This is a genomic window from Pseudomonas putida, assembly GCF_009883635.2.
Lineage (GTDB): Bacteria > Pseudomonadota > Gammaproteobacteria > Pseudomonadales > Pseudomonadaceae > Aquipseudomonas > Aquipseudomonas putida_W.
The window spans coordinates 3,823,443-3,849,085 of the sequence record NZ_CP026115.2 but is presented as its reverse complement, the minus strand read 5'-3'; the positions used below and the strand labels follow the sequence as shown (position 1 = coordinate 3,849,085).

General features: G+C 60.8%; 24 protein-coding genes. 16 read left to right on the top strand and 8 right to left on the bottom strand.

Going from position 1 to position 25,643, the window contains the following annotated elements; translation table 11 throughout:
- Positions 1 to 13: 13 nt before the first annotated feature.
- The 5 genes from C2H86_RS17565 (at position 14) to C2H86_RS28195 (ending at position 3,019) form a co-directional block, all read left to right on the top strand.
- Entirely contained in the window at positions 14 to 985 is a 972-nt protein-coding gene (locus C2H86_RS17565; RefSeq protein WP_159409127.1) for an RnfABCDGE type electron transport complex subunit D, read from the top strand.
- Positions 982 to 1,584 (top strand): RnfABCDGE type electron transport complex subunit G, encoded by a 603-nt coding sequence (locus C2H86_RS17560; protein WP_159409126.1) that lies wholly within the window; start codon positions 982 to 984, stop codon positions 1,582 to 1,584. Before C2H86_RS17565 ends, C2H86_RS17560 begins: the two co-directional genes overlap by 4 nt.
- Positions 1,577 to 2,095 (top strand): Rnf-Nqr domain containing protein, encoded by a 519-nt coding sequence (locus tag C2H86_RS17555; RefSeq protein WP_159409125.1) that lies wholly within the window; start codon positions 1,577 to 1,579, stop codon positions 2,093 to 2,095. Before C2H86_RS17560 ends, C2H86_RS17555 begins: the two co-directional genes overlap by 8 nt.
- Before the next feature lie 4 nt (positions 2,096 to 2,099).
- A complete protein-coding gene (gene nth / locus C2H86_RS17550; protein ID WP_159409124.1) occupies positions 2,100 to 2,738 on the top strand; it encodes an endonuclease III in 639 nt (212 codons plus the stop codon).
- Positions 2,739 to 2,842: 104 nt separating this feature from the next.
- A complete protein-coding gene (locus C2H86_RS28195; RefSeq protein WP_027918964.1) occupies positions 2,843 to 3,019 on the top strand; it encodes a PA3496 family putative envelope integrity protein in 177 nt (58 codons plus the stop codon).
- A 44-nt stretch (positions 3,020 to 3,063) separates the two neighbouring features.
- On the opposite strand, the gene C2H86_RS17545 is transcribed toward C2H86_RS28195, so the two are convergent.
- Complete coding sequence (locus C2H86_RS17545; RefSeq protein ID WP_159409123.1) at positions 3,064 to 3,690, bottom strand: response regulator transcription factor; 627 nt, start codon at positions 3,688 to 3,690, stop codon at positions 3,064 to 3,066.
- Positions 3,691 to 3,989: 299 nt separating this feature from the next.
- Between C2H86_RS17545 and C2H86_RS17540 the strand changes: the two genes are divergently transcribed.
- Positions 3,990 to 4,430, top strand: coding sequence for a hypothetical protein (locus C2H86_RS17540; protein ID WP_159409122.1), 441 nt, complete (start codon positions 3,990 to 3,992; stop codon positions 4,428 to 4,430).
- A gap of 72 nt (positions 4,431 to 4,502) precedes the next feature.
- Here C2H86_RS17540 and C2H86_RS17535 read toward each other — a convergent pair whose 3' ends face one another.
- The gene (locus tag C2H86_RS17535) at positions 4,503 to 5,720 is read right to left on the bottom strand and encodes an argininosuccinate synthase (RefSeq protein ID WP_054885859.1); all 1,218 of its coding nucleotides are present in this window, start codon (positions 5,718 to 5,720) and stop codon (positions 4,503 to 4,505) included.
- A gap of 138 nt (positions 5,721 to 5,858) precedes the next feature.
- The gene (locus tag C2H86_RS17530; protein WP_159409121.1) at positions 5,859 to 6,797 is read right to left on the bottom strand and encodes a flagellar protein MotY; all 939 of its coding nucleotides are present in this window, start codon (positions 6,795 to 6,797) and stop codon (positions 5,859 to 5,861) included.
- Positions 6,798 to 6,927: 130 nt separating this feature from the next.
- Between C2H86_RS17530 and pyrC the strand changes: the two genes are divergently transcribed.
- The gene (gene pyrC / locus C2H86_RS17525; protein WP_159409120.1) at positions 6,928 to 7,974 is read left to right on the top strand and encodes a dihydroorotase; all 1,047 of its coding nucleotides are present in this window, start codon (positions 6,928 to 6,930) and stop codon (positions 7,972 to 7,974) included.
- Between the two features lie 59 nt (positions 7,975 to 8,033).
- A complete protein-coding gene (gene rnt / locus C2H86_RS17520; RefSeq protein ID WP_430738591.1) occupies positions 8,034 to 8,645 on the top strand; it encodes a ribonuclease T in 612 nt (203 codons plus the stop codon).
- An 87-nt stretch (positions 8,646 to 8,732) separates the two neighbouring features.
- Here rnt and C2H86_RS17515 read toward each other — a convergent pair whose 3' ends face one another.
- On the bottom strand, positions 8,733 to 9,335 hold the full coding sequence (locus C2H86_RS17515) for a peroxiredoxin (protein WP_027918971.1): 603 nt from the start codon (positions 9,333 to 9,335) through the stop codon (positions 8,733 to 8,735).
- A 214-nt stretch (positions 9,336 to 9,549) separates the two neighbouring features.
- Here C2H86_RS17515 and C2H86_RS17510 point away from each other — a divergent pair, with 214 nt between their 5' ends.
- Together C2H86_RS17510 and bfr are read left to right on the top strand one after the other, a co-directional pair.
- Positions 9,550 to 9,771, top strand: a complete 222-nt coding sequence (locus C2H86_RS17510) for a bacterioferritin-associated ferredoxin (protein WP_027918972.1) — start codon at positions 9,550 to 9,552, stop codon at positions 9,769 to 9,771.
- Between the two features lie 201 nt (positions 9,772 to 9,972).
- Positions 9,973 to 10,446: a bacterioferritin gene (gene bfr, locus C2H86_RS17505; RefSeq protein WP_003258014.1), complete on the top strand. Its 474-nt coding sequence runs from the start codon at positions 9,973 to 9,975 to the stop codon at positions 10,444 to 10,446.
- 58 nt (positions 10,447 to 10,504) lie between these two features.
- Here the strand turns inward: bfr and grxD are convergent, their stop codons facing one another.
- Positions 10,505 to 10,840 (bottom strand): Grx4 family monothiol glutaredoxin, encoded by a 336-nt coding sequence (grxD, locus tag C2H86_RS17500; protein WP_103449407.1) that lies wholly within the window; start codon positions 10,838 to 10,840, stop codon positions 10,505 to 10,507.
- 91 nt (positions 10,841 to 10,931) lie between these two features.
- On the bottom strand, positions 10,932 to 13,040 hold the full coding sequence (locus C2H86_RS17495) for a molybdopterin oxidoreductase family protein (protein WP_159409118.1): 2,109 nt from the start codon (positions 13,038 to 13,040) through the stop codon (positions 10,932 to 10,934).
- A 383-nt stretch (positions 13,041 to 13,423) separates the two neighbouring features.
- On the opposite strand from C2H86_RS17495, the gene argF reads away from it, so the two are divergent.
- Both argF and C2H86_RS17485 read left to right on the top strand, forming a co-directional pair.
- A complete protein-coding gene (gene argF / locus C2H86_RS17490) occupies positions 13,424 to 14,344 on the top strand; it encodes an ornithine carbamoyltransferase (RefSeq protein WP_060512706.1) in 921 nt (306 codons plus the stop codon).
- Positions 14,341 to 15,450, top strand: a complete 1,110-nt coding sequence (locus C2H86_RS17485; protein ID WP_159409117.1) for an ABC transporter ATP-binding protein — start codon at positions 14,341 to 14,343, stop codon at positions 15,448 to 15,450. Before argF ends, C2H86_RS17485 begins: the two co-directional genes overlap by 4 nt.
- 37 nt (positions 15,451 to 15,487) lie before the next feature.
- Here C2H86_RS17485 and ybaK read toward each other — a convergent pair whose 3' ends face one another.
- The gene (gene ybaK / locus C2H86_RS17480; RefSeq protein ID WP_159409116.1) at positions 15,488 to 15,958 is read right to left on the bottom strand and encodes a Cys-tRNA(Pro) deacylase; all 471 of its coding nucleotides are present in this window, start codon (positions 15,956 to 15,958) and stop codon (positions 15,488 to 15,490) included.
- Positions 15,959 to 16,260: 302 nt separating this feature from the next.
- Between ybaK and C2H86_RS17475 the strand changes: the two genes are divergently transcribed.
- From C2H86_RS17475 to glpD, 4 genes are all read left to right on the top strand, one after another.
- The gene (locus tag C2H86_RS17475) at positions 16,261 to 17,112 is read left to right on the top strand and encodes an MIP/aquaporin family protein (protein WP_159409115.1); all 852 of its coding nucleotides are present in this window, start codon (positions 16,261 to 16,263) and stop codon (positions 17,110 to 17,112) included.
- A gap of 41 nt (positions 17,113 to 17,153) precedes the next feature.
- A complete protein-coding gene (gene glpK / locus C2H86_RS17470; protein WP_159409114.1) occupies positions 17,154 to 18,653 on the top strand; it encodes a glycerol kinase GlpK in 1,500 nt (499 codons plus the stop codon).
- A gap of 99 nt (positions 18,654 to 18,752) precedes the next feature.
- On the top strand, positions 18,753 to 19,508 hold the full coding sequence (gene glpR / locus C2H86_RS17465) for a DNA-binding transcriptional repressor GlpR (RefSeq protein WP_110636225.1): 756 nt from the start codon (positions 18,753 to 18,755) through the stop codon (positions 19,506 to 19,508).
- Positions 19,509 to 19,682: 174 nt separating this feature from the next.
- Positions 19,683 to 21,221, top strand: a complete 1,539-nt coding sequence (glpD, locus tag C2H86_RS17460) for a glycerol-3-phosphate dehydrogenase (protein WP_159409113.1) — start codon at positions 19,683 to 19,685, stop codon at positions 21,219 to 21,221.
- A 1-nt stretch (position 21,222) separates the two neighbouring features.
- Here glpD and C2H86_RS17455 read toward each other — a convergent pair whose 3' ends face one another.
- Positions 21,223 to 25,389: an NEL-type E3 ubiquitin ligase domain-containing protein gene (locus C2H86_RS17455; RefSeq protein ID WP_159409112.1), complete on the bottom strand. Its 4,167-nt coding sequence runs from the start codon at positions 25,387 to 25,389 to the stop codon at positions 21,223 to 21,225.
- Positions 25,390 to 25,643 lie beyond the last annotated feature (254 nt).

The window sequence follows — 25,643 nt, the reverse complement described above, 5'->3', positions numbered from 1 at the left end:
GCCGGGCACGAACATGGCAAACCCTGATCCACGGCTACGCAAGGCCATGGGCCTGGTGCTGCTGGCCTGCGTACCTGGCTTGCTCGCGGCATTCTGGACAGAGGGCTGGGGCGTGTTGTTCAGCTTGTTGCTGTGCACCAGCAGTGCATTGAGTTGCGAAGCAGCACTGCTGGCTTTGCGTCGACAACCGGTTCTACCGGCATTGAACGATGGCAGTGCCCTGGTGACTGCCGTGCTGTTGGCTATCGCCCTGCCTGTGCAAGCACCCTGGTGGTTGCCAGTGACAGCAGCAGGCATTGCCATCGGCGTCGGCAAGCAGGCATTTGGCGGCGTGGGCCGCAACCTGTTCAACCCGGCAATGGTCGGTTACGCCTTTGTCCTGCTGAACTTTCCGCTGCAAATGACCCACTGGCCCAGCCACGCCGTTGGCTTTATCGATAGCCTGCAGCTGGTGTCTGGCAGTGGCAACCAGATCGATGCCTGGGCGGGGCCGACCATTCTCGATGGCCTGCGCCACAACCGCAGCCTGACCATCGACGAACTCTTCGCCAGGCACTCCGGTTTTGGCAATTTTGGCGGCCGCAACAGCGAGTGGGTCAACCTGGCACTGCTGTCAGGCGGGCTGTTTCTCTTGCAGCGCAAGGTCATCACCTGGCATGCCCCGGCAGGCCTGCTGGCCGGCCTGTTCTTGTTCAGCCTACTGGCCTGGAATGGCTCCGGTTCGGATTCGAACGGCTCGCCACTGCTGCACTTGTTCAGCGGGTCAACCATGCTGGCGGCGTTTTTTATCGCCACAGAGCCGGTGTCTGGCCCCAAGGCCAACCTGGCCAGGCTGTTGTTTGGCTTTGGCGCAGGCGCGCTGATCTACCTGATTCGCACCTGGGGCAGTTACCCGGATGGCACGGCATTCGCCATCCTGCTGATGAACCTGGCGGCACCCGCCCTGGATCGGCTTGCCTTGCGGCGCCAGCAGGTCTCGCCATGACCGCACCTGTTCGCAGCAGCTTGGTGGTACTTGCTGTCGGTGGTTCGGCGCTGGCGTTAACGCTGGCCTGGCAACACTGGACGCGCCCAGCCATCGTCGATGCCCAGCGCCAACTGCAGGCAGGCCAATTCCTGGCGGTGCTGCCCGCGCGAAGTTACGACAATCGCCCCCTGGACAACGCCTTACCGCTACCAGCCGATCAGCCATTGCATAGCAAGATACTCGCGGCCTACCGCGCGACACACGGCACTACGCCAACAGCCATCGTGCTGGTGAGCCAGGTCCAGGGCTATGCCGGCCCCATCAAGCTGACCATTGCCATCGACGCCGACGGCCGCCTGATTGGCACCCGGGTGGTCGAGCAGCAGGAAAGCCCTGGGCTGGGCGGCCAGATTGCCGACCCACAGTCTGGCTGGCTGTCACAATTTGCCAATCACGACCTTCGTGATCGCTGGGCGCTCAGGCGCGACCAGGGCGACTTCGACCAACTCGCCGGGGCGACCGTCACTTCCCGGGCCGTGATCGATGCCCAGCAGGAGGCCTTGCGGTTTTTTGACCTGCATCGCAACGAACTGCTCGGAGCCCCAGGCTATGAATAAATACTGCCTGCTGGTGACCGGTCTGGCTCCGCTGCTGGGGGCAACGCGCACCTTCCCGCAGGCAGTGGCCATCGGCGCCTGCATGCTCGTGCTGCCCCTTCTTCACCAAACCTTGCTAAGCCTGCTGCGGGCAACTCTCAGCGGCGCGAAGTACTGGCTGGCAAGCCTGCTGCTGCTTGCTGCGCTTGCCAGTTGCCTGCAACTGGCTCTGCGAGCCTGGGCCTTGCCATTGGCACTGACGCTTGGTTTTTTTCCTGCACTGATCTGCGTGCAATGCCTCGCCATCGACACCTTGCTGCCAACCGAAGGGCGCTGGCGGCAACTGTTGCTGCATTTGAGTAGTCTGCTGCTGGCCTGCCTGCTGCTCGGCGCCGGCCGCCAGTGGCTGGACAATGTCGCCGGCATGCACCTGGCCCACCTGCCGTCCGGTGGGCTGCTACTGCTCGGCGCGCTACTGGCCTTGTACAATTGGCTGCGCCCCACCCTCACACGTCGTCAAGGAAAGCGTTGAACCCATGAATGCCGCCAAACGCCTGGAGATCTTTCGCAGGCTGCACGAAGACAATCCCGACCCGAAAACGGAACTGGCTTACACCACCCCATTCGAGCTCCTGGTTGCCGTGACGCTTTCCGCGCAATCCACCGATGTCGGCGTCAACAAGGCCACGGCGCGCCTGTTCCCGGTCGCCAATACACCGCAGGCCATCTATGCTCTCGGTGTCGAGGGCCTGAGCGAATACATCAAGACCATCGGCCTCTACAACAGCAAGGCCAAGAACGTCATCGAGGCGTGCCGTCTGTTGATCGAGCGCCATGACGGCGAAGTGCCGCAGACCCGAGAAGCACTGGAAGCGCTGCCGGGCGTTGGCCGCAAGACGGCCAACGTGGTGCTCAACACTGCCTTCCGCCAACCGACCATGGCCGTGGACACGCACATCTTCCGGGTCAGCAACCGCACCGGCATCGCGCCTGGCAAGACCGTGCTCGAAGTCGAGAAGAAACTGGTCAAGTTCGTCCCCAAGGATTACTTGCTCGACGCTCACCATTGGCTCATCCTTCATGGCCGCTACGTATGCCAGGCACGCAAGCCCCGTTGCGGTAGCTGCCGCATTGAAGATCTGTGCGAATACAAGCACAAGACCTCCGACGATTGAGCCAATAGCAAAAACAGCTGCATCGTGATTGAAAAAATCTTTTTTACCGGACTTCGCTTTCTCGCTATAAGGACGGCCAATGGCCCTTTGGCTTGGAGCGACTCATGAGTACCGATAAAGACGACCTGTCGATCGAAGATGACTTTGCCACCGCTGACGACGAAGCGGAGCCTCAGGTAGAAACCGCGAAGACCAACCTGAGCAAGCGTCGTACCATTGACAACCTCCTCGAAGAACGACGCCTGCAACGGCAACTCGCTGATTTCGACTACGACCTGTAGCCTGGCACAAAGCCTCCTTCACGGAGGCTTTGTGCGTGCTGGGCTCAGTTCAGACCATGACGCCGGGCCAACTCGATCAGGTCCACCAGTGAGTGGGCATTCAGTTTCAGCAACAGGCGGGTCTTGTATGTGCTGACCGTCTTGTTGCTGAGGAACATGCTGTCGGCAATCTCCTTGTTGGAACGCCCGCGTGCAAGCTGCTGCAGCACCATCATCTCCCTTGCCGACAGGCGATCCACCATTTCAGCCTCGCTGGCGCCTCCCACCCGGCCATGGGACTTGTGCAAGGCCTGATTCGGGAAGTAACTGTAGCCAGAGAGCACAGCCTTGATGGCACTGAGCAGTTCGGTGAGTTCCTGCTGCTTGCACACATAGCCAGAAGCCCCCGCCTGCATGCAGCGCATGGAAAAATGCCCGGGCGACTGGGAAGTCAGCACCAGGACACGGCTGCCAGGGCTGGCTGCGGCCATTCGGGCGATGACCTCCAACCCGTCGAGCTTGGGGATGCCGATATCGAGTACGACAATATCGGGAAGGTGTTCGCGAGTGAGCTGCAAGGCCGCTATGCCGTTATCGGCTTCTGCAACAACATCGTACCCATGCCGTTCCATCAGCATGCGCACTGCCAAGCGTATGACCGGATGATCATCCACGATAAGGACTTTATTCATGCGATATCCATCATTCGTTATTTTGCTTTGACGACTGCCTCACCATAACCGAGCAGAACGCTCAATGGCGCGTCAACTCCCCGTACAAATAGCCGAATAGATGAACCTTACGTCTGTTTGGGAATTTTCCTACAAGAAAAATTTATCGTTTTCTCAAGAATGTGCTCACGAACACGCAAGTCAAACCGTGATCAATTCACTCACCCCGCTGAGAATTCCCCTACCCCGGAAAAAGTCCACAATTTAGTTGAGACAGTCAGTAGGTTATTGATATGAAAAACATGCCGGAGGCAATAATCATGAACGGTAACCAACCTGTGGCTCCACTGACCATAATCGCCATCTTCGCTGGCATCATCGAAGCTTCTGCCTTGGCAACCTTGCCTTTCCTCAGCGAAAAAAGTCAGACGTACTACACTTGGTTCCTTGTAGGGTTTCCATTCTTCCTCACAGCCCTGTTCTTTCTCACCCTGAATTTCAACTACAAATCCTTTTACAAACCTGACCCTGCCGAGCAGAAGAGCATCCCTGAGCAAGCGACGCCTCCCGACACGCAAGAAACTATAACCATGATGTTTTCCGGCCCTGACGCGCAGAAACTGATACAACAACAAATCGTGCAAGCCATTAGCCAACCCCATGTCGAAAACAGGCAGTGGCGAATGTGCAATATCGAACTCCATCAGTGCGTTGTTCTTTCGACCACCCGCTTGCCCGAGGATTTAGCCCATGGACATTGATCAGACCACCGTCCAGCAGGCAAAAAAAACCCGGCCAGAGCCGGGTTTATTTATGCCACTTCAGCCAGATGCTCAGAGCATCCCGCGGCCTTTGTTGGCAGCGATACGCATGCGCAGCGCGTTGAGCTTGATGAAGCCAGCAGCATCGGCCTGGTTGTAGGCGCCGCCGTCTTCTTCGAAGGTCGCGATGTTGGCATCGAACAGCGAGTCGTCCGACTTGCGGCCAACCACGATGACGTTGCCCTTGTACAGCTTCAGTCGCACAACGCCGTTAACGTTGACCTGCGAAGCGTCGATCATCTTCTGCAGCATCAGACGCTCCGGGCTCCACCAGTAGCCGGTGTAGATCAGGCTGGCGTACTTCGGCATCAGCTCGTCTTTCAGGTGAGCGACTTCGCGGTCCAGGGTGATCGACTCGATGGCACGGTGGGCCTTGAGCATGATGGTGCCGCCAGGGGTTTCGTAGCAGCCGCGGGACTTCATGCCCACGTAACGGTTCTCGACGATGTCCAGACGGCCGATACCGTTGGCGCCGCCGATGCGGTTCAGCTCGGCAAGCACGGTGGCCGGGGTCATGTCGACGCCGTCGATGGCGACGATGTCACCATTGCGGTAGGTCAGCTCGATGTAGGTAGCCTGGTCCGGGGCGTTTTCTGGCGAGACGCTCCAGCGCCACATGTCTTCTTCGTGCTCGGTCCAGGTATCTTCCAGGACACCGCCTTCGTAGGAGATGTGCAACAGGTTAGCGTCCATCGAGTACGGCGACTTCTTCTTGCCGTGGCGCTCGATCGGGATACCGTGCTTCTCGGCGTAGTCCATCAGCTTCTCGCGGGACAGCAGGTCCCACTCGCGCCATGGGGCGATGACCTTGACGCCTGGCTTGAGGGCGTAGGCACCCAGCTCGAAACGAACCTGGTCGTTACCCTTGCCGGTAGCACCGTGGGAAATGGCGTCGGCGCCGGTTTCGTTGGCGATTTCGATCAGGCGCTTGGCAATCAGCGGGCGGGCGATGGAGGTACCTAGCAGGTACTCGCCTTCGTAGACGGTGTTGGCGCGGAACATCGGGAAGACGAAATCACGCACGAACTCTTCGCGCAGGTCGTCGATGTAGATCTCTTTTACGCCCATCGCCTGAGCTTTGGCGCGAGCCGGCTCGACTTCTTCGCCCTGACCCAGGTCAGCGGTGAAAGTCACCACTTCGCAGTTGTAGGTATCCTGCAGCCACTTGAGAATCACCGAAGTATCAAGGCCGCCGGAATACGCCAGTACGACCTTTTTTACGTCCGCCATGCCATCACTCCACGGGGTTGTACGGAAAGGGATCGATTCTACCGGCGTTGCGGATAAATTTACAGTGGGGCGACAGCTTCTGACGACAAAGCGACAGGAACTGTCAGCGGCGCGACGCGGGGTGGCAAGGAAATACGGTCAAGGTGCCTTCGTTCCCGGTGCAACCGGAGCAGGCGCTACCGCTGCCGGTTGCTGAACCGGCTGTACCGCCGGCTTCTCCACCTGGGCCACCCGATCCAGTTCGATGTTTACCCGGCGGTTGCGCGCCCGATTGGCCGGGCTGTTGTTCTTCACCAACGGATAGCGCTCACCATGGAAGCGCACGACGATTTGCTCTTCCGGCACACCATGGGCCTTGAAGTAGTCGGCAACGGCCAAGGCCCGACGCCGCGAAGTGTCGCGATTGGTCAGGCGGTTACCACTGTTATCGGAATGGCCATTGAGTTCGATGTGGTTCACCGTCGGGTCGGCCTTGAGGTAATCGAGGATCACATCCAGCCGCGCACGGGCGTCGGCATCGAGATCGAAGCCACCACCTGGGAAGCCAACCTGGGTCTGGCGCACCTGGTCATAGTTCATCGGCAGCATCTTGCTGGCACAGGCCTGATAGTCGCCATACGCCTTGGCGAAGCTGACCGGCAACACGCGTACCTCCATCACCCGCCCGCCTTCGCCGGTATAGCTGCGCACCACCGTGCTGCGGCCATCGAGCAGGCCGTTGATCAGGCGACTGGCCTGGCTCTGCGACGAGCTGAACAATACGCCGCTACGGGCCATGCGCACGGCGCCGAGATTCACGTCACCACGGCCTGGCTGCCAAGGGGCAGCGGCTGCCAGCAAGGTCGCGGAACCTGCGCCCAGCACATTGCTGTGCGAACGCAGCTGGAACACCGGCTGCTCACCGGCCTTGCGCACGAACTCGCCACTGCCGAAACCGTCGATCGGCTGGATCAGGCGGCATTCGAACTGGTCACCCTCGACTTTCCAGGCGACATTCTCCATGCGGGTCTGGAAGGTCAGTGCGCCGGCCGGCAGGCTGGCGACAAGGGTCAACAGGGCTAGATAACGCTGGCGCACGGGCGGCTCCACAAATTCTGACGGCTTACAGGCAGGCTATCGGACGCTTGCCGGAAAACTTGATAGCCGTGCTCGGAACGGGGTTTTCCGGTAGCATTGGGGCCTGAGTTCGACCCGCCTGGAATCCCCAATGTCCGATCGCCTGACCCTCCTGCGTCCCGACGACTGGCACATCCATCTGCGCGATGGTGCCGTCCTGCCCCATACCGTTGGCGATGTGGCGCGTACTTTCGCCCGTGCCATCATCATGCCTAACCTGGTTCCGCCGGTGCGCAATGCCGTCGAAGCTGGCGCCTACCGCGAGCGCATCCTTGCCGCCCGCCCGGCTGGCAGCCGCTTTGAACCGCTGATGGTGCTGTACCTCACCGACCGCACCAGCCCCGAGGACATCCGCGCGGCCAAGGCCAGCGGTATCGTCTACGCCGCGAAACTTTACCCGGCTGGCGCGACGACCAACTCCGATTCGGGCGTGACCAGCATCGACAACATCTTCCCGGCCATCGAGGCGCTGGCGGAAGTGGGCATGCCATTGCTGGTGCACGGTGAAGTGACTCGCAGCGAGATCGACGTGTTCGACCGCGAGAAGCGTTTCATCGACGAGCACATGCGTCGCCTGGTCGAACGCTTCCCGACCCTGAAAGTGGTGTTCGAGCACATCACCACGGGCGACGCCGCGCAGTTCGTCACCGAAGCCCCGGCCAACGTCGGTGCGACCATCACTGCCCAGCACCTGCTGTACAACCGCAACCACATGCTGGTCGGCGGTATCCGCCCGCACTTCTATTGCCTGCCGATCCTCAAGCGCAACACCCACCAGGTGGCGCTGCTGGACGCGGCCACCAGCGGCAACCCGAAGTTCTTCCTCGGCACCGACTCGGCACCGCACGCCCGTCACGCAAAGGAAGCCGCCTGCGGTTGCGCCGGCTGCTATACCGCCTATGCGGCGATCGAGATGTACGCCGAGGCGTTCGAACAGCGCAATGCACTGGACAAACTGGAAGGCTTCGCCAGCCTGCACGGCCCGGCCTTCTATGGCCTGCCGGCGAACACCGACACCATCACCCTGGTCCGCGATGAGTGGACCGCCCCGGACAGCCTGCCGTTTGGCGAGCAGACCGTGATCCCGCTGCGTGCCGGTGAGAAACTGCGCTGGCGCCTGCTGGAGGACAACGCGTGAGCGAAGACCTCTACGAAGACGACCAGGACGGTCAGGGTAGCAGCGGTTCGCGCCACCCGATGGCCGAGCGCTTCCGTGGCTATCTGCCAGTCGTGGTGGATGTCGAGACCGGCGGCTTCAACAGCGCCACCGATGCCCTGCTGGAAATTGCCGCAGTGACCATCGGCATGGACGAGAAAGGCTTCCTGTTCCCCGAGCACACCTACTTCTTCCGGGTAGAACCGTTCGAAGGGGCCAACATCGAGCAGGCCGCGCTGGAGTTCACCGGCATCAAGCTGGACCACCCGCTGCGCATGGCGGTGAGCGAGGAAAGCGCGCTCACCGACATCTTCCGCGGCGTGCGCAAGGCGCTGAAGGCCAACGGCTGCAAACGGGCGATCCTGGTCGGCCACAACAGCAGCTTCGACTTGGGCTTCCTCAATGCGGCGGTAGCGCGTAACGACATCAAGCGAAACCCGTTCCACCCGTTCTCCAGCTTCGACACCGCGACCCTGGCTGGCCTGGCCTACGGCCAGACCGTGCTGGCGCGGGCCTGCCAGAGCGCCGACATCGACTTCGACGGCCGTGAGGCGCACTCGGCGCGTTACGACACCGAGAAGACGGCCGAGCTGTTCTGCGGCATTGTCAACCGCTGGAAGGAAATGGGCGGCTGGCGCGACTTCAACGATTGAGTCGAAATTCCGGGAGCGTCATCCGCTCCCGGAATCCAGGCACAAAAAAACCGGCCACATGGGCCGGTTTTTTCATGCGCGTGGCAATTACAGCTTGCCAGCGTTCTCGCTCAGGTAAGCAGCAACGCCTTCTGGCGAAGCGGTCATGCCCTGATCGCCTTTCTTCCAGTTGGCAGGGCAGACTTCACCGTGCTCTTCGTGGAATTGCAGGGCGTCGACCAGACGCAGCAGCTCGTCCATGTTACGGCCCAGTGGCAGGTCGTTGACGATCTGCGAACGAACAACACCGTTGGTGTCGATCAGGAAGGCGCCACGGAAGGCTACGCCGCCTTCGGACTCGACGTCGTAGGCCTTGCAGATTTCGTGGGTGATGTCGGCCGCCAGGGTGTACTTGACCTGGCCGATACCGCCGGCGTTGACCGGAGTGTTACGCCATGCGTTGTGGGTGAAGTGCGAGTCGATCGAAACGCCGATCACTTCAACGTTGCGCGCCTGGAAGTCAGGGATGCGGTTGTCCAGGGCAATCAGCTCGGACGGGCAGACGAAGGTGAAGTCCAGTGGGTAGAAGAACACCAGGCCGTACTTGCCCTTGATGGCCGAGGCCAGGTTGAAGCTGTCGACGATTTCGCCATTGCCCAGGACGGCTGGGACGGTGAAGTCGGGGGCTTGTTTGCCAACGAGTACGCTCATTGTAATCTCCTGATGAGGGTGAAGAACCGTTTGCCGGGCCAAGGCGGGCTTGCCCGACATCCAACAAAGGCCGACCATCATACACGGCTTGAGGTGACAGGCCGAATGCAACCGTCGGTCGCTCAAGTACGGCCCTTCCAGAAAGTCCTTTGACAAGCATTCTCATTAACATTAAGCTCCAACCCATCGACTCAACCCGCGATGGTCAGCCCTTATGTATGTGTGTCTTTGTGTCGGCGTCACCGACGGACAGATCCGCGATGCGATCTATGAAGGATGCTGCAGTTACAAGGAAGTCCGAGCGGCGACCAACGTCGCCAGCCAGTGCGGCAAATGTGCCTGCCTGGCCAAGCAGGTGGTCCGCGAGACCCTCACCGAATTGCAGGTGAGCCAGCACGCCGCCCTGCCCTATCCGGTGGAATTTACTGCTGCCTGATATTACAGAATTCGAAGAACCGGACCTCGTGTCCGGTTTTTTTATGCCTGAATATCAATAAGTTAGCGTTCCAACGCGGTTCACAAACATTCTTATTCCTATTAATTTTCACTTATTATTCAAACACTTAGGTTTGACAGCCCACAGTTACAGGCTCAAACTTCCCTGTATTGGCACACTTCTACAGGGCAGGAACCCGTCATGAAAGGCGACGTAAGCGTCATCCAGCATCTCAACAAGATCCTCGGAAACGAGCTGGTCGCGATCAACCAGTACTTCCTGCACGCACGCATGTACGAAGATTGGGGCCTGAACAAGCTTGGCAAGCACGAGTACAAAGAATCCATCGACGAGATGAAGCACGCTGACAAGCTGATCAAGCGTATTCTCTTCCTCGAAGGCATTCCCAACGTTCAGGACCTGGGCAAGCTGCTGATTGGTGAGCACACCAAAGAGATGCTCGAGTGCGACCTGAAGATCGAACAGAAAGGCCTGGTCGACCTGAAAGCCGCCATCGCTCATTGCGAAACTGCTGGCGACTTCGGCTCGCGTGACATGCTCGAAGACATCCTCGAGTCCGAGGAAGAGCACATCGACTGGCTGGAAACCCAACTGGGCCTGATCGACAAGATCGGCATCGAGAACTACCTGCAATCGCAGATGGGCGAAGAATAAGATTCTCGCCCCATAAAAAAACCCGCCTTGAGCGGGTTTTTTTATGGCTGCCTGATGATCAGGCTTCGGAAGCCTTGGCCTTGGCGGCGGCGTCCTTGATCAGGGTCTGCAGCTCACCCTTCTCGAACATTTCCAGCATGATGTCGCTACCGCCAACCAGCTCGCCGGCTACCCACAGTTGCGGGAAGGTCGGCCAGTTGGCGTATTTTGGCAGGTTGGCGCGGATTTCCGGGTTCTGCAGGATGTCGACGTAGGCGAACTTCTCGCCGCAACCCATCACAGCCTGCGATGCCTTGGCCGAGAACCCACACTGTGGGGCATTCGGCGAGCCTTTCATGTAAAGCAGAATGGTGTTGTTGGCAATCTGCTCTTTGATCGTATCGATGATATCCATCTAGCACCTCAGCTGAACTTTCCGACGCGATTGTCGGCACGGTGACGCATTGTATCGGAAAGCCGAGCAGCGTGCTCGGCCTTACCATTGCTCATGCGGCCTCGACCTGCACAGGCACGCCATTGAGCGCAGCATTACCCGAAACAGCGTCTCGCAGGCGTTCATCCGTGAGGTCATTGGCGCTCACACCCGCCTGTGCCTGTGCAACCTGCAGTTGCACACCCTGGCGACCATGGCCGAAGCCATGGGGCAGGCTGACCACCCCGGGCATCATGTCTTCACAGGCCTGCACCTCGACCTCCAGCGTGCCGGTACGCGAACGGATACGCACTTGCTGGCCATCCTGTAATTGCCGGTTGTGCATGTCCTGCGGGTGCATCAGCAGTTGGTGGCGCGGCTTGCCTTTGACCAGGCGATGGAAGTTGTGCATCCACGAATTGTTGCTGCGCACGTGACGGCGTCCGACTAGCAGCAACTCGCCCGGCGCAGGAGGTGCCTGCAAGGCCAACCGCTTCAGGTCATCCAGCAACACCTGCGGCGCCGTCTCGACTGTTTTGCTGGCGGTTGCCAGGCGCGTCGCCAGGTTGGCGCGCAGCGGCCCCAGGTCGAGCCCGTGGGGGTGCTCGTCCAGCGCCTGCAGCGAGAGCTTCCAGGGACTGGCTTCACCGTAACGCCCTTTGCGCAGGGCCAAGTCGATCATCTGCGCTGGCGACCAGGTCGGTTTCAGCTCAAGTTCGGCACGCTTGGCGAACGCCTGCGCCAGGCCGACGAAGATCTCCCAATCATGCAATGCACCTTCGGGCTTGGCCAGGATAGCGTGATTGAAACGGGTCACATTGCGCACGGCCAACAGGTTGAAGGTGCTGTCGTAATGGTCGTTCTCCAGCGCCGAGGTCGACGGCAGGATCAGGTCGGCGTGGCGGGTGGTTTCATTGATATAGAGGTCGATACTGAGCATGAACTCCAGCCCATCCAGCGCCGTATCCAGCTGTCGGCCGTTGGGCGTGGACAGCACCGGGTTGCCGGCAACCGTCACCAGGGCGCGCACCTGGCCCTCCCCCGGGGTCAGCATCTCCTCGGCCAGGGCCGCCACCGGCAGCTCGCCAGCGTACTCCGGCAAGCCCGAAACCCGGCTCTGCCAGGCATTGAAATGGCCACCTGACGTGGTCGCCACCAGATCGACCGCAGGCTCGGTACACAGCACCCCACCCTCTCGATCGAGGTTGCCGGTCACCAGGTTGATCAGTTGCACCAGCCAGTGACACAGCGTGCCGAACGTCTGGGTCGAAACCCCCATGCGCCCATAGCAGACTGCCTTGTCTGCAGCAGCAAAGTCCCGCGCCAGTTGGCGTATCTGGGTGGCGGCAATCCCGCAGTGTGCACTCATCGCCTCTGCGCTGAACGGCAAGATCGCTTCGCGCACCTGCTGCAGGCCGCTGACCGGCAAATGCGAACCTCGCGCGAGATCTTCATCGAACAGCGTGTTGAGCAGGCCACAGAGCAAGGCTGCATCGCCACCGGGCCGGATGAACAGATGCTGGTCGGCGATGGCGGCGGTTTCACTGCGGCGAGGGTCGACCACCACCAGGCGCCCCCCTCGCCCGCGCAGGGCTTTCAGGCGCTTTTCCACGTCGGGTACGGTCATGATGCTGCCATTGGAGGCCAGCGGATTGCCGCCGAGGATCAACATGAAGTCGGTGTGGTCGATATCCGGAATCGGCAACAGCAGGCCGTGGCCGTACATCAAGTGGCTGGTCAGGTGCTGCGGCAACTGGTCGACCGAGGTGGCGGAGAAGCGGTTTCGGGTCTTGAGCAGGCCGAGGAAATAATTGCTGTGGGTCATCAACCCATAGTTGTGCACGCTGGGGTTGCCTTGATAGACCGCCACGGCATTGCGCCCGTAGGCCTGCTGAATCGCCCACAGCTTTTCGGCAGCCAAGGCAAAAGCCTCGTCCCAGCCGATCGGTTGCCACTCGCGCCCTACCCGACGGTGGGGCTGGCGCAGGCGGTCCGGGTCGTTCTGGATGTCCTGCAGGGCCACCGCCTTGGGGCAGATATGACCCCGACTGAAAGGGTCATCAGGGTCGCCCTTGATCGAGCTGATCAGCACCCGCCCGTCGTCTTCGTGGTTGACTTCTATGTTCAGGCCGCAGATCGCTTCGCACAGGTGACAGGCACGGTGATGCAGGGTCTTGGTCATGGCCGCCTCTGCCTTGTTGTCGTAAGGAGTCGTCGCGCAATGACTATGCGCCACAGCACTTGCCGCGGCCAGCGCGCTTCGCGGCGTGAATCCCGCGACATCAGGCGCACGATTCGCGACAGCCATTTGCCAAATTGGCAGCAAGCCGTGTACAACCTTCTGTAGCAAATAAAAAACAGCACGGGCGCAAGGGATACGACACCCTTTGCAACATCTTAAGAACGAGCTGCTGTTTCCCCTCTTGGTTTCAGGCGACATTTAATTATAGTATTGCGCCTTTCCCCATTTCGTCCGCCCCGTGCGGCTTACGCCGCAGGTCACTCCCGTTGTCAAAAAAAACCATACGGTCGACCTGCATACCGTTGCAGATAAGGTAGTCAATCATGAGCGCTAGGCACTTTCTCTCCCTGCTGGATTTCACCACCGACGAATTGCTCGGTGTGATCCGCCGAGGCATCGAGCTGAAGGACCTGCGCAAGCGAGGCGTGCTGTTCGAGCCCCTGAAGAACCGCGTGCTGGGCATGATCTTCGAGAAATCCTCGACCCGTACCCGCGTGTCGTTCGAAGCCGGCATGATCCAGCTCGGTGGCCAGGCGATCTTCCTTTCGCCACGGGACACCCAGCTGGGCCGTGGCGAGCCGATCGGTGACAGCGCCATCGTGCTGTCGAGCATGCTCGACGTGGTGATGATCCGTACCCACGCCCACAGCACCCTGACCGAATTTGCCGCCAAATCCCGCGTGCCGGTGATCAACGCCCTGTCCGACGAATCGCACCCATGTCAGCTGCTGGCCGACATGCAGACCTTCCTCGAGCACCGCGGCTCGATCCAGGGCAAGACCGTGGCCTGGATCGGCGACGGCTTCAACATGTGCAACTCGTATATCGAAGCAGCCAAGCAGTTCGACTTCCAGCTGCGCATCGCCTGCCCTGAGGGCTATGAGCCCGATCCACGCTTCATGGCCCTGGGCGGCGACCACGTGCAGATCATCCGCGATCCGCAGGAAGCCGTGCGCGGTGCGCACCTGGTGACCACGGATGTCTGGACTTCCATGGGTCAGGAAGAGGAAACTGCACGGCGCCTGGCGCATTTCGCGCCTTACCAGGTCACCCGCGCACTGCTCGACCTGGCGGCACCCGACGCCCTGTTCATGCACTGCCTGCCCGCCCACCGGGGCGAGGAAATCAGCCATGACCTGCTCGACGACCCTCGTTCGGTCGCCTGGGACCAGGCTGAAAACCGCTTGCATGCACAGAAGGCCCTTCTCGAATTCCTTGTCGAACCGGCTTACCACCACGCATGAGTCAACCCTTACTGCTCAACCTGCGCAACCTCGCCTGCGGCTACGGCGATCAGCGCATCGTCCAGAACCTCAACCTGCACCTGAACGCAGGCGACATCGGTTGCCTGCTGGGCTCGTCGGGTTGCGGCAAGACCACCACCCTGCGCGCCATCGCCGGCTTCGAGCCGGTGCACGAAGGTGAAATCCAGCTGGCCGGCGAGGTCATCTCCCGCGCAGGCTTCACCTTGGCCCCGGAGAAACGCCGGATCGGCATGGTGTTCCAGGACTACGCCCTATTCCCGCACCTGACCGTTGCGCAGAACATCGCCTTCGGCATTGCCAAGCACCCGAACCAGGCCCAGGTGATCGAGGAGATGCTCGAACTGGTCAAGCTTGGCGGCCTCGGCGGGCGCTACCCGCACGAGCTGTCGGGTGGCCAGCAACAGCGTGTCGCCCTGGCGCGCGCGCTGGCACCTGAACCACAACTGCTGCTGCTCGACGAGCCGTTCTCCAACCTCGACGTGGAACTGCGTCGGCGCCTTAGCCATGAAGTGCGCGACATTCTCAAGAGCCGTGGCACCAGTGCGATCCTGGTGACCCATGACCAGGAAGAGGCGTTTGCCGTCAGCGACCATGTGGGTGTGTTCAAGGAGGGCCGGCTGGAGCAGTGGGATACGCCCTACAACCTGTACCACGAACCGCAGACGCCGTTCGTAGCCAGTTTCGTCGGCCAGGGTTACTTCATCCGCGGCCAGATGAGTAGCCATGAGGCGGTCAACACCGAGTTGGGCGAGCTGCGTGGCAACCGTGCCTACACCATGGCGCCAGGCAGCTCGGTAGATGTGCTGTTGCGCCCTGATGACATCGTGCCGGCGCAGGGCAGCGCGCTGCAGGCGAACATCGTCGGCAAGAGCTTCCTCGGTGCATCGACGCTGTACCGTTTGCAGTTGCCCACTGGCAGCCAGCTCGAAGCGATCTTCCCGAGCCATATCGATCACCAGCTGGGTGAGGATGTGGGGATTGCGGTGAAGGCCGACCATCTGGTGCTGTTCCCGGTGCCGGGCAGTGTCGCGACGCAGTCGGCGCGCCAGGAGAACGGGGTTCGCCGCTACAGCTCGGCGACCTGATTCAAGATTTTGGGGCTGCTTAGCAGCCCCGGCAATCTCAGCCTCTACCAATCCCGGCAAATTTGCCCTGGGTATGCTCGGCCAGTACCGCCGCCGCCAACTCGACCTCCAGCCCCCGCCGTCCGGCGCTGACATGGATGGTTGCAAAATTCTGCGCCGAGTCATCGATGAAGGTGCGCAGGCGCTTCTTCTGCCCCAAGGGGCTGATCCCGCCCACCAGATAACCCGTCGCCCGCTGAGCCGCCGCCGGGTCGGCCATTTCGCACTTCTTCACGCCAGCCGCATGGGCCAGTGCCTTGAGGTCCAGCGTCCCTACCACTGGCACCACCGCCACCAGCAACTCGCCCTTCTCGCTGCTCGCCAGCAAGGTCTTGAACACCTGCTGCGGTTCGAGCCCGAGCTTTTCCGCCGCCTCCAGCCCATATGACGCCGACTTGGGGTCATGTTCATAGCTGTGCACGCGGTGTTCGGCGCGGGCTTTTTTCAACAGGTCGAGTGCGGGGGTCATGCAGTGCTCCGGTCTGGGACAGGTCGCGGCTACTTTAGGGCAAATCCTACATCCCAGCCAGCCAATGGCTGACGCAGCCCTCTACTACGGGCATCAGCCTTTGAAACAGGCGGCCAAAACGTGACTACCCGTTCACTTTCGACCTTTGACATCAGCGTTTCTTGTCTATATTTTTTCGTTTCTGAATAAATGGTGCCCTTTTAAGGTGCACTTCTTAACACCCGCCTGGGGTCAATGGGGATAGACACCAGGCTTTGCTGTCGAGCGCTTCGCGCCTCACAACAAAAACAACGAGGTCATACATGACGACTGCTCTACGCGAACCCACACTTTCCAGCCAATGCCTGGCCGAGTTCCTCGGCACCGCCTTGCTGATCTTCTTCGGTACCGGCTGCGTCGCCGCGCTCAAGGTCGCTGGCGCAAGCTTCGGCCTATGGGAAATCAGCATCATCTGGGGTGTCGGCGTCAGCATGGCGATCTACCTCACTGCCGGCATTTCCGGCGCGCATCTGAACCCGGCCGTGAGTATCGCGCTCACCCTGTTCGCCGGCTTCGACAAGCGCAAGCTGCCGTTCTATGCACTCGCCCAGGTCTGCGGTGCATTCTGCGGCGCCGCACTCGTTTACACGCTCTACAGCAACCTGTTCTTCGATTTCGAACAGGTGCATGCCATGCTGCGTGGCAGCACCGAAAGCCTGGAACTGGCCTCGGTATTCTCGACGTATCCGCACCCGTCACTGTCCACTGGCCAGGCGTTCCTGGTTGAAGTGGTGATCACCGCGATCCTGATGGCCGTGATCATGGCCCTGACCGATGACAACAACGGCCTGCCGCGCGGCGCCATGGCCCCGCTGCTGATTGGCCTGCTGATCGCCGTGATTGGCAGTGCCATGGGCCCGCTGACCGGTTTTGCGATGAACCCGGCCCGCGATTTCGGCCCCAAATTGATGACCTTCCTGGCTGGCTGGGGCGAAATCGCCTTCACTGGCGGTCGGGACGTTCCGTATTTCCTGGTTCCGGTGTTCGCACCGATCCTCGGCGCTTGCCTGGGGGCTGCGACCTATCGCGGCCTGATCGCCCGCAACCTGCCGACGGCGCACAGCGCAAGCGCCGAGACAACCGACAATCGCCAGGGCGATACTCAAGCAAACTGATGCTGACGCCCTGAATTCCTATTTATGCAAGGCCTACGACCATGACAGACACCCAGGATAAGAACTACATCATCGCCCTGGACCAGGGCACCACCAGCTCGCGGGCGATCATCTTCGACCGCGATGCCAATGTGGTCGGCACTTCACAGCGCGAGTTCGCCCAGCATTACCCGCAAGCTGGCTGGGTCGAGCACGACCCGATGGAGATCTTCGCCACCCAGAGCGCGACCATGGTCGAGGCCCTGGCCCAGGCCGGTATCAGCCACGCGCAGGTTGCCGCGCTGGGGATCACCAACCAGCGTGAAACCACTGTGGTATGGGACAAGGAAACCGGCCGCCCGGTGTACAACGCCATCGTCTGGCAGTGCCGCCGCAGCACCGAGATCTGCGCCCAGCTCAAGCGTGATGGCCATGAAGACTACATCCGCGAAGCCACAGGCCTGGTAACCGACCCGTACTTCTCCGGCACCAAGCTGAAGTGGATCCTCGACAATGTCGAAGGTGCCCGTGAACGCGCCGAGCGCGGCGAACTGCTGTTCGGCACCATCGATACCTGGCTGATCTGGAAGTTCTCCGGCGGCAAGGTGCATGTCACCGACTACACCAACGCCTCGCGCACGCTGATGTTCAACATCCACAGCCTGCAGTGGGATGACAAGCTGCTGGAAATCCTCGGCATCCCGCGGCAGATGCTGCCCGAAGTGCGCTCGTCGTCGGAAGTGTACGGCCATACCAAGAGCGGTATCGCCATCGCCGGCATCGCCGGCGACCAGCAATCGGCGCTGTTCGGCCAGATGTGCGTGGAACCGGGCCAGGCCAAGAACACCTACGGCACCGGCTGCTTCCTGCTGATGAACACCGGCGACAAGGCGGTGAAGTCCTCCCACGGCCTGCTCACCACCATCGCCTGCGGCCCGCGCGGCGAGGTGGCCTATGCCCTGGAAGGCGCGGTCTTCAACGGTGGCTCCACCGTACAGTGGCTGCGTGACGAGCTGAAAATCGTCAACGATGCGCTGGATACGGAGTACTTCGCCAGCAAGGTCAAGGACAGCAACGGGGTGTATCTGGTGCCCGCCTTCACCGGCCTGGGGGCGCCGTACTGGGACCCGTATGCCCGTGGCGCGCTGTTCGGCCTGACCCGTGGCGTGAAGGTCGATCACATCATTCGCGCCGCGCTGGAATCGATCGCCTACCAGACCCGCGACGTCCTCGACGCCATGCAACAGGACTGCGGCGAACGTCTGTCGGAGCTGCGCGTTGACGGCGGTGCAGTGGCCAACAACTTCCTCATGCAGTTCCAGGCCGACATCCTCGGCACCTGCGTTGAGCGCCCGAAAATGCGCGAGACCACCGCCCTCGGCGCCGCCTACCTGGCAGGCCTGGCCTGTGGCTTCTGGAGTGGCCTCGAAGAGCTGCGCGACAAGGCGATCATCGAGCGCGAGTTCAGCCCACAGCTGGATGAGGCGCAGAAAGAGAAACTGTATGCCGGCTGGAAGAAGGCCGTCGATCGCACCCGTGACTGGGAAGATCACGAGGCGTAACACACAAGGGGCCGCGATGCGGCCCCATCGTCTACTGGCCGTAGCCCCCTTCCTACGGCATCATTGCAGAATTTGTCCGGCAGCCCCAAAGGACCGCCCATGAATCTGCCCCCACGCCAACAACAAATCCTCGAACTGGTGCGCGACCGCGGCTACGTCAGTATCGAAGAAATGGCGCAGCTGTTCGTCGTCACACCGCAAACCATCCGCCGCGACATCAACCAGCTGGCCGAGCTCAACCTGCTACGCCGCTACCACGGCGGTGCTGCCTATGATTCGAGCATCGAGAACACCGCCTATGCCATGCGCGCCGATCAGATGCGCGACGAAAAGCAGCGCATTGCCGAAGCCGTGGCGCGGCAAATCCCCGACCATGCCTCGTTGTTCATCAACATCGGCACCACCACCGAATCGATTGCCCGGGCCTTGCTCAACCATAACCACCTGAAAGTCATCACCAACAACCTTCACGTGGCTGCGATTCTGGCCGCCAAGGATGACTTCGAGGTCCTGGTAGCCGGCGGCACGGTACGCCGCGATGGCGGTGTGGTCGGCCAGGCCAGCGTCGACTTCATCAACCAGTTCAAGGTTGATTTCGCCCTGGTCGGCATCAGCGGCATCGATGAAGACGGCAGCCTGCTCGATTTCGATTATCAGGAGGTGCGGGTTTCCCAGGCGATCATTGCCAACGCCCGCCAGGTGGTGCTTGCCGCCGATTCCAGCAAGTTCGGGCGCAACGCCATGGTACGCCTCGGCTCGATCAGCCTGGTCGACTGCCTGGTGACCGACCAGGCACCTACCCCTGCCCTCACCCAACTGCTGAACCAGTACAAGATCCGCCTCGAGGTGGTCTGACCCCGCGACGGGCCTTCAACAGGCCCGTCATTTTCGTAAATGTTCACTTTATTGTCATCTGATCAGTTTTTTCTATAAAGACTGACTGGCGACCGGCTTTCTGTTGCGCTAGTATTTTCGGAAACGAACATAAATGTTCATATTCGATGTGAACAGCCTCAGGAGGCCTTGCCCGTGTCCCAGCCCGTTTCGTCCCAGCCCCCAGTCGCCGACTGCTACGACCTCGCCGTGATCGGCGGTGGCATCAATGGCGTGGGCATCGCTGCAGACGCCGCCGGGCGCGGCCTCAAGGTATTCCTCTGCGAAAAGGACGACCTGGCCCAGCACACCTCGTCGGCCAGCAGCAAGCTGATCCACGGTGGCCTGCGCTACCTGGAGCACTACGAATTCCGCCTGGTTCGCGAAGCGCTGGCAGAACGCGAAGTGCTGCTGGCAAAGGCGCCGCACATCGTCAAACCAATGCGCTTCGTGCTGCCGCACCGCCCGCACCTGCGCCCAGCCTGGATGATTCGCGCCGGCCTGTTCCTCTACGACCACCTGGGTAAGCGCAAGCGCCTAGGCGCCTCGCGCAGCCTGCGCTTCGGCCAGGGCTACCCGCTCAAGCCAGCAATTACCCGCGGCTTCGAATACGCTGACTGCGCCGTCGACGATGCGCGTCTGGTGGTGCTCAACGCCATGGCCGCCCGAGAACACGGCGCGCACATCCATACTCACACCCGCTGCCTGCGTGCCGAGCGCGTCGATGACGTGTGGCAGGTCGAGTTGCAGCATGCCGACGGCACGCTGCAGACAATTCACGCCCGCGCGCTGGTCAACGCTGCCGGCCCATGGGTCGCCAGCTTCATCAAGGATGACCTCAAGCTCGATGCGCCCTACGGCATCCGCCTGATCCAGGGCAGCCACATCATTGTGCCGCGCCTGTACGAAGGCGAACACGCGTACATCCTGCAGAACGAAGACCAGCGCATCGTCTTCTGCATTCCGTACCTGGATCGCTTCACCCTGATCGGCACCACCGACCGTGAATACAGCGGCGACCCAGCCAAGGTGGCAATCACCGAACAGGAAACCGACTACCTGCTGAATGTGGTCAACGGGCACTTCAACCACCAGCTCAGCCGCAGCGACATACTGCATACATACTCTGGTGTGCGCCCGCTGTGCAACGACGAGTCGGACAACCCTTCGGCGGTAACCCGCGACTACACCCTGGCGTTGTCGGCTGGCGAAAACCAGGCGCCATTGCTGTCGGTGTTCGGCGGCAAGTTGACCACCTACCGCAAGCTGGCCGAATCGGCCATGGCTGAAATCAAGCCGTTCTTCCCCCAGATGCGCGGCAGCTGGACCGCCGCCGCGCCGCTGCCGGGCGGCGAAAATATGACTACCGCCCAGGCCTTGAGCGACGCCATCCTGGCGCGCTGTGGCTGGTTGCCGGTCGATATCGCCAAACGTTGGGCAACCACTTACGGTAGCCGCGTGTGGCAACTGCTTGATGGCGTGCACGGCCCCGAAGACCTGGGCCAATCGATCGGCGCTGGTTTGTTCAGCCGCGAAGTGGATTACCTGTGCAACGAAGAATGGGCATGCGACGCCGACGATATCCTGTGGCGCCGCACCAAGCTGGGATTGTTCACCAGCGCAGCCGAACAGCAGGTGCTGAGGGATTATCTGCAACAGCGCGAGCAGCACCAGGCAGGCATCCAGGCAGCCTGACTCAGGCGGGCATCAAGCGCTCCTGGGAGGCATAACGCGATCGCGCCCAGGCTTCGGTAGTCAGGTTGCGTATCAATGCCGCTTCTTCGGCAGCGTGCTGGGCCATCAATGACCTCGCACGCGCGTCGTAATCACGCTCCTGACCGATTCTGGACTGCTCCTCCAGAGCCTCCAGGCGTTCGTGAAAGCTTGCGGACATTGTCTCGAAACGTTCCGGGTAGGTTTCACGCAAATAACGTTGCCAATACGGGCGCTCCACCAGTGCGTCCAGCATCGCGACGGGCGTGCTGGCGCGCAGCACCGCAAGCTCCGCATGGCTAAGGTCGACCATGGATACATGGGCGAAGGTGGGGTAATGCATCGCATCAGGCACCACCGGCAGATCGAGCGCACCTGCCAGCCGAGATCGGTAGTAGAGCCGTACCTCGATTTCATCGACCCTTCGCCGGCCCTGGTTGCGCATGCGTTGCACATGCGCGTTGGCGATATCATCCAGCAGATCCAGGCGATGCAACTGACGCCCGAGGCGCAGCAAACGGTTTTCCCGCATCGTCACGGGTATGCCTTCAATTCCCTCGAACACCAGAATGCCCACCTCCATCTGATTGAGGATCATCAGCAAGCGATCATCACAAGTACTCGGCCCTCCGGCCACACCGAACAGTTGCTCACGCAGTGCCTCGTTGTGCTCGCACGCGTCGAGAATGCGCCAGACACGCTGCCTGAAATAAGACGGGTGAGTGGCAAATTCCTCGGTACCGACAAAATCGGCAAGGAAGCTGAACAACCCGCCAGAACCAGGCTCCTCGACCAGGCGCTGCCAAGTCGCCTCACGCTCGGCACGCCGCGGCCCGTCACTGGTATCTATCCAGGCATCGCGGATGCCGTCATCGACGGTACTGTGCACATGGGTCGCGCTGCCCCTCGCCCCCGCCTGTGAAATGCCACGCGCCTCGTCGAGATACTGGGCGCTGCTTTCGCTCAAGGGGTTTTCGTGCAGGCTCAGCCGCTGAAGCCGCAGGCGCAGCCCGCGCACCTCGCGGCGCAGCTCGCTTATCCTGTTGTCACGCAGGTCAATGTGGGCACGCAATGTCACGTTCTGGTGGACCTGGCCGATGTCCAGCTGCCCCGTTGATCTCAGGCGGATGTCACGTACGTGCGGCAAGACGGAAAGGTCTGGCATGCCATTGAGCGGGTTATAGCTCAATATCAGCGTATCGAGGCGGGTAAGCGCTGCCAGACGGCGACTGCCTGCATTGTTCAACACGATCTGATTGTTGCCCAGATTCACCCGACGCAACTGTGTCAGGCCTTCAATGCCTTCGGGTACGCTGGCGAGGCGGTTACCACTGAGGTCCAGTTCGACGATGTTAGGGAACAGCCGGAGAAACTGGGCATCAAGGCTTTGCAACTGCATGTTGCGCAGGGTCAGCCGACGCACATGCGAGTAGTCGATGCCTGCGGGTAAGCAGGGCAACTGGCCGACGGCTTCACCGTCGATGGTCAGTTCGTACTGATCGTTACCATCCACCAGCTTGCGCCGCCAGCTGCGTCGCAGCATGTCAGCGACTCGACGGCGGCGGATGGCGTCGATCGGCGTCTGCCAGTCAGCCTGCCAATGGCGCAAGGTCTCACGCAATTCGGTCAACTGACGCTGCAACATGAGGTAGTGGTTCCACTGGTTCTCACCACGCTGGCGCACCGCCTCCAGGTAGGCATCCAGTTGCAATTCGCTGAGCGTCGGGAAGATTTGATGGATGCCCTGCCTGATGGCCTGACGACTGCTTTCACCACCACCACTCATCGGGTAAGCCAGACGACCATCGGCGAAACGCCTGAGTGGTCGAACGTTGACTCTGACAGGAGGCAGGCCGATCAGCCGTGCAGCGTGCTCACGGCCCTGCCCGCCCCCTCGAACCAAGCGGTCACGCAGCTGGCTGGCCTGCAGTCGAGTGCTTCCCAATTTCTTCAACTGATCGTCATCAAGGCATTTCAATACGGCTTGCAGCAACGAATCACCGGTACTCGCCGAGGCCTCGATTTCGTCGCCCGCCAGCCTGTACCCCTGCTCCTGCCTGACAATGACATGCACCTGGCTTGCCGCCTCGCCCTGGGTTGCATGCAGCAATCGACCTTCGCGATTGCCAATGCGTAACTCGACACGCGTCGACGCTGGCCAAGGCGCATCCCTTTCGATCAACCCCAGTGTCAACCTTTCGCTATCCTCGCTGGCAATCGTTGGCAAGCGGATGCCAAGGTAAGCGCGGTCGACGCGGCTGTCGCGTACATACCAGCGAGCCCGCTCCGCCATTGCCAAAGGTATGCGATCCGAGGTGTGCAACTGCTCCAGCAAGGAGGTGCTGCTCTGCTCGATGATTTCCTGCGCGCCACGAACGCTCAGCCCCCTGAAAGCCTGCATGAGTTTCATCTGATCAGCGGAAACCGGTGGATACAGGTCTTGCAGTGCCTGTTCGAACGCCGCTCCCCGTAACGTCGCAGAAGCCCTGTGCAGTTGCATGCGATCATGAAGATCGAGCAATCGCGCGGGCGGCGCCGCGCGCTCCAGATGCAGGCGCCGCAATTGCGCCAAATCGAATCCGCTGACGTCAAGCAGCAGGCTGGCATCGGTCGACAACAGGCCGGCGAAATGCTTGCCTGGCAGGCTCTCCAGCAATACCAGGGCACTCTCCTCGGCGGGAATGTAATGCGGATTGCGAACCAGCCTCAAACCTTCGTTGCCAAACACCTTCGGCGCCAGGCCATCGACGAAGGAAGCGCGTTTCAGCCCGTGCAGCGCGCCCGCCGTCGCACCGGCCAGCACCAGGCTCTGGGCGACGGAAAAAAGGTGATCCAGCGCTCCCTGACGATCGCCCAGTTGCCAGTCCTTGTATCCCTCATAGACGTCATCGAGCAATTGCGCCGCGCTGACAACCAGCATCAACTCACCCAACACAGGCACGACGAACCCCGCCAACCCCAACAGGTCCAGGCCGGCCGCCAGCATTGCCTGCAGCCGCTCGTGCCTGCTCTGTCGGTCCTCGACATCGGTCGGGACGGCGAGGTAAGCGGCATCGTCGAACGTTTTGGCAAGCAGCAGGCTTCCCATATGGGCAAACACCGTGCCTTCCTGCGCCAGGTTGCGCCCATCGAGCTCAAGCGGCCCACCCTGCGCGCAGGCGTCAAGCGCAGAGGAAAGCGCTTGATCGAATGGAGCCCTGTCCCGAGCCTTGATGAAGCGCTGGAAAAAAGTGCGGAACAGCGGCGTTTTCAAGCGTTGAGCCAGGTTACCGTAGAGTTCGGCCCACGAATCGTAGTAGCGCAGTTCTTTTTCTGGATCGCCAGGAATCCAGAAAATGATTTCATCGATGTCGTCATGGCCTGCAGTCCGCCATTCCAATGCGATCACCCCTACGACGCATTTGCCTAGCAGGTAAAGCTGACGAGGGGTCAGAGTACCGGCTCCCGCAGCCAGCATAGGGATATCCTCGAACAATGTTCGCAACCGCTGCAGATCGCGCCCATCCAACTGCTTCTTCAGCCTGGCTTCGTACAACGATGCCTGCATGCGCGTACGCACACTCTCCTCGAACATCTGCGCGACGAGCGCACGCGCGTGCTGTTCAGGCTGGCCACGACCCGACCTGGGTTGAAGCACCCCTCTGAGCAGCGCCTGATACTTGCCGCCAATATCCAGCTCGCGACACAACCTGACAAAACGTTCGAACGTCATCGACAATCGAGCGCCGTGCTGGCCGGTCAGATGCGCTTGACGCAAATGCCAAGGCTCGGCTTCATGCGCTTCGAAGTTGTGCAGCGCGGCCGATAAAAGCGTCTGCCTGGCAGTATGAGTGACAGTAGGCTGATAAAACTTTTGTGCCGCTGAGGGGAGTTTGAACTGCTCACTGACGACAACATGTGAGCGCCGGGCGTCGATATGACCGAACCCAGCAGTGCTCAAGGCATGCTCCAGGAGCGGAACAGCGAACGCTTCGATGTCGGGGAGGCGCCCAAGCAAGTGGCTCAGTCGATCCGTGGCCTGTTGCTGCTCACGCAACGCCCGGTGATACACCGTGAGGAGGTCCGACTGCGCATCGGTCAACCAGGAGGGGAGTTGCCTTGCGATAAGATGGTCCACAGAGTTCGTGGGAAAGATTTCGGCGAATGTCATGCGATGATTTCCAAGTCTGAAAGCACTTAGCTCATCACCTGCCTGACGTACATTGGCGGTACATATAGCCACCGTCGGCGCGAACAACCCACCCATTCGGATTGGCGAACACAAAAGATTCATCCGTTCGGGATTCCGACTAACCTGCAATGTAATAAATTGCTCAGAAAAGATTAATCCTTCGTATTTTCGGGACGTTATCATCGAAGACAGAGCTTGGCACGACTCATGCTCTACACTTGGTAGCCGAATGC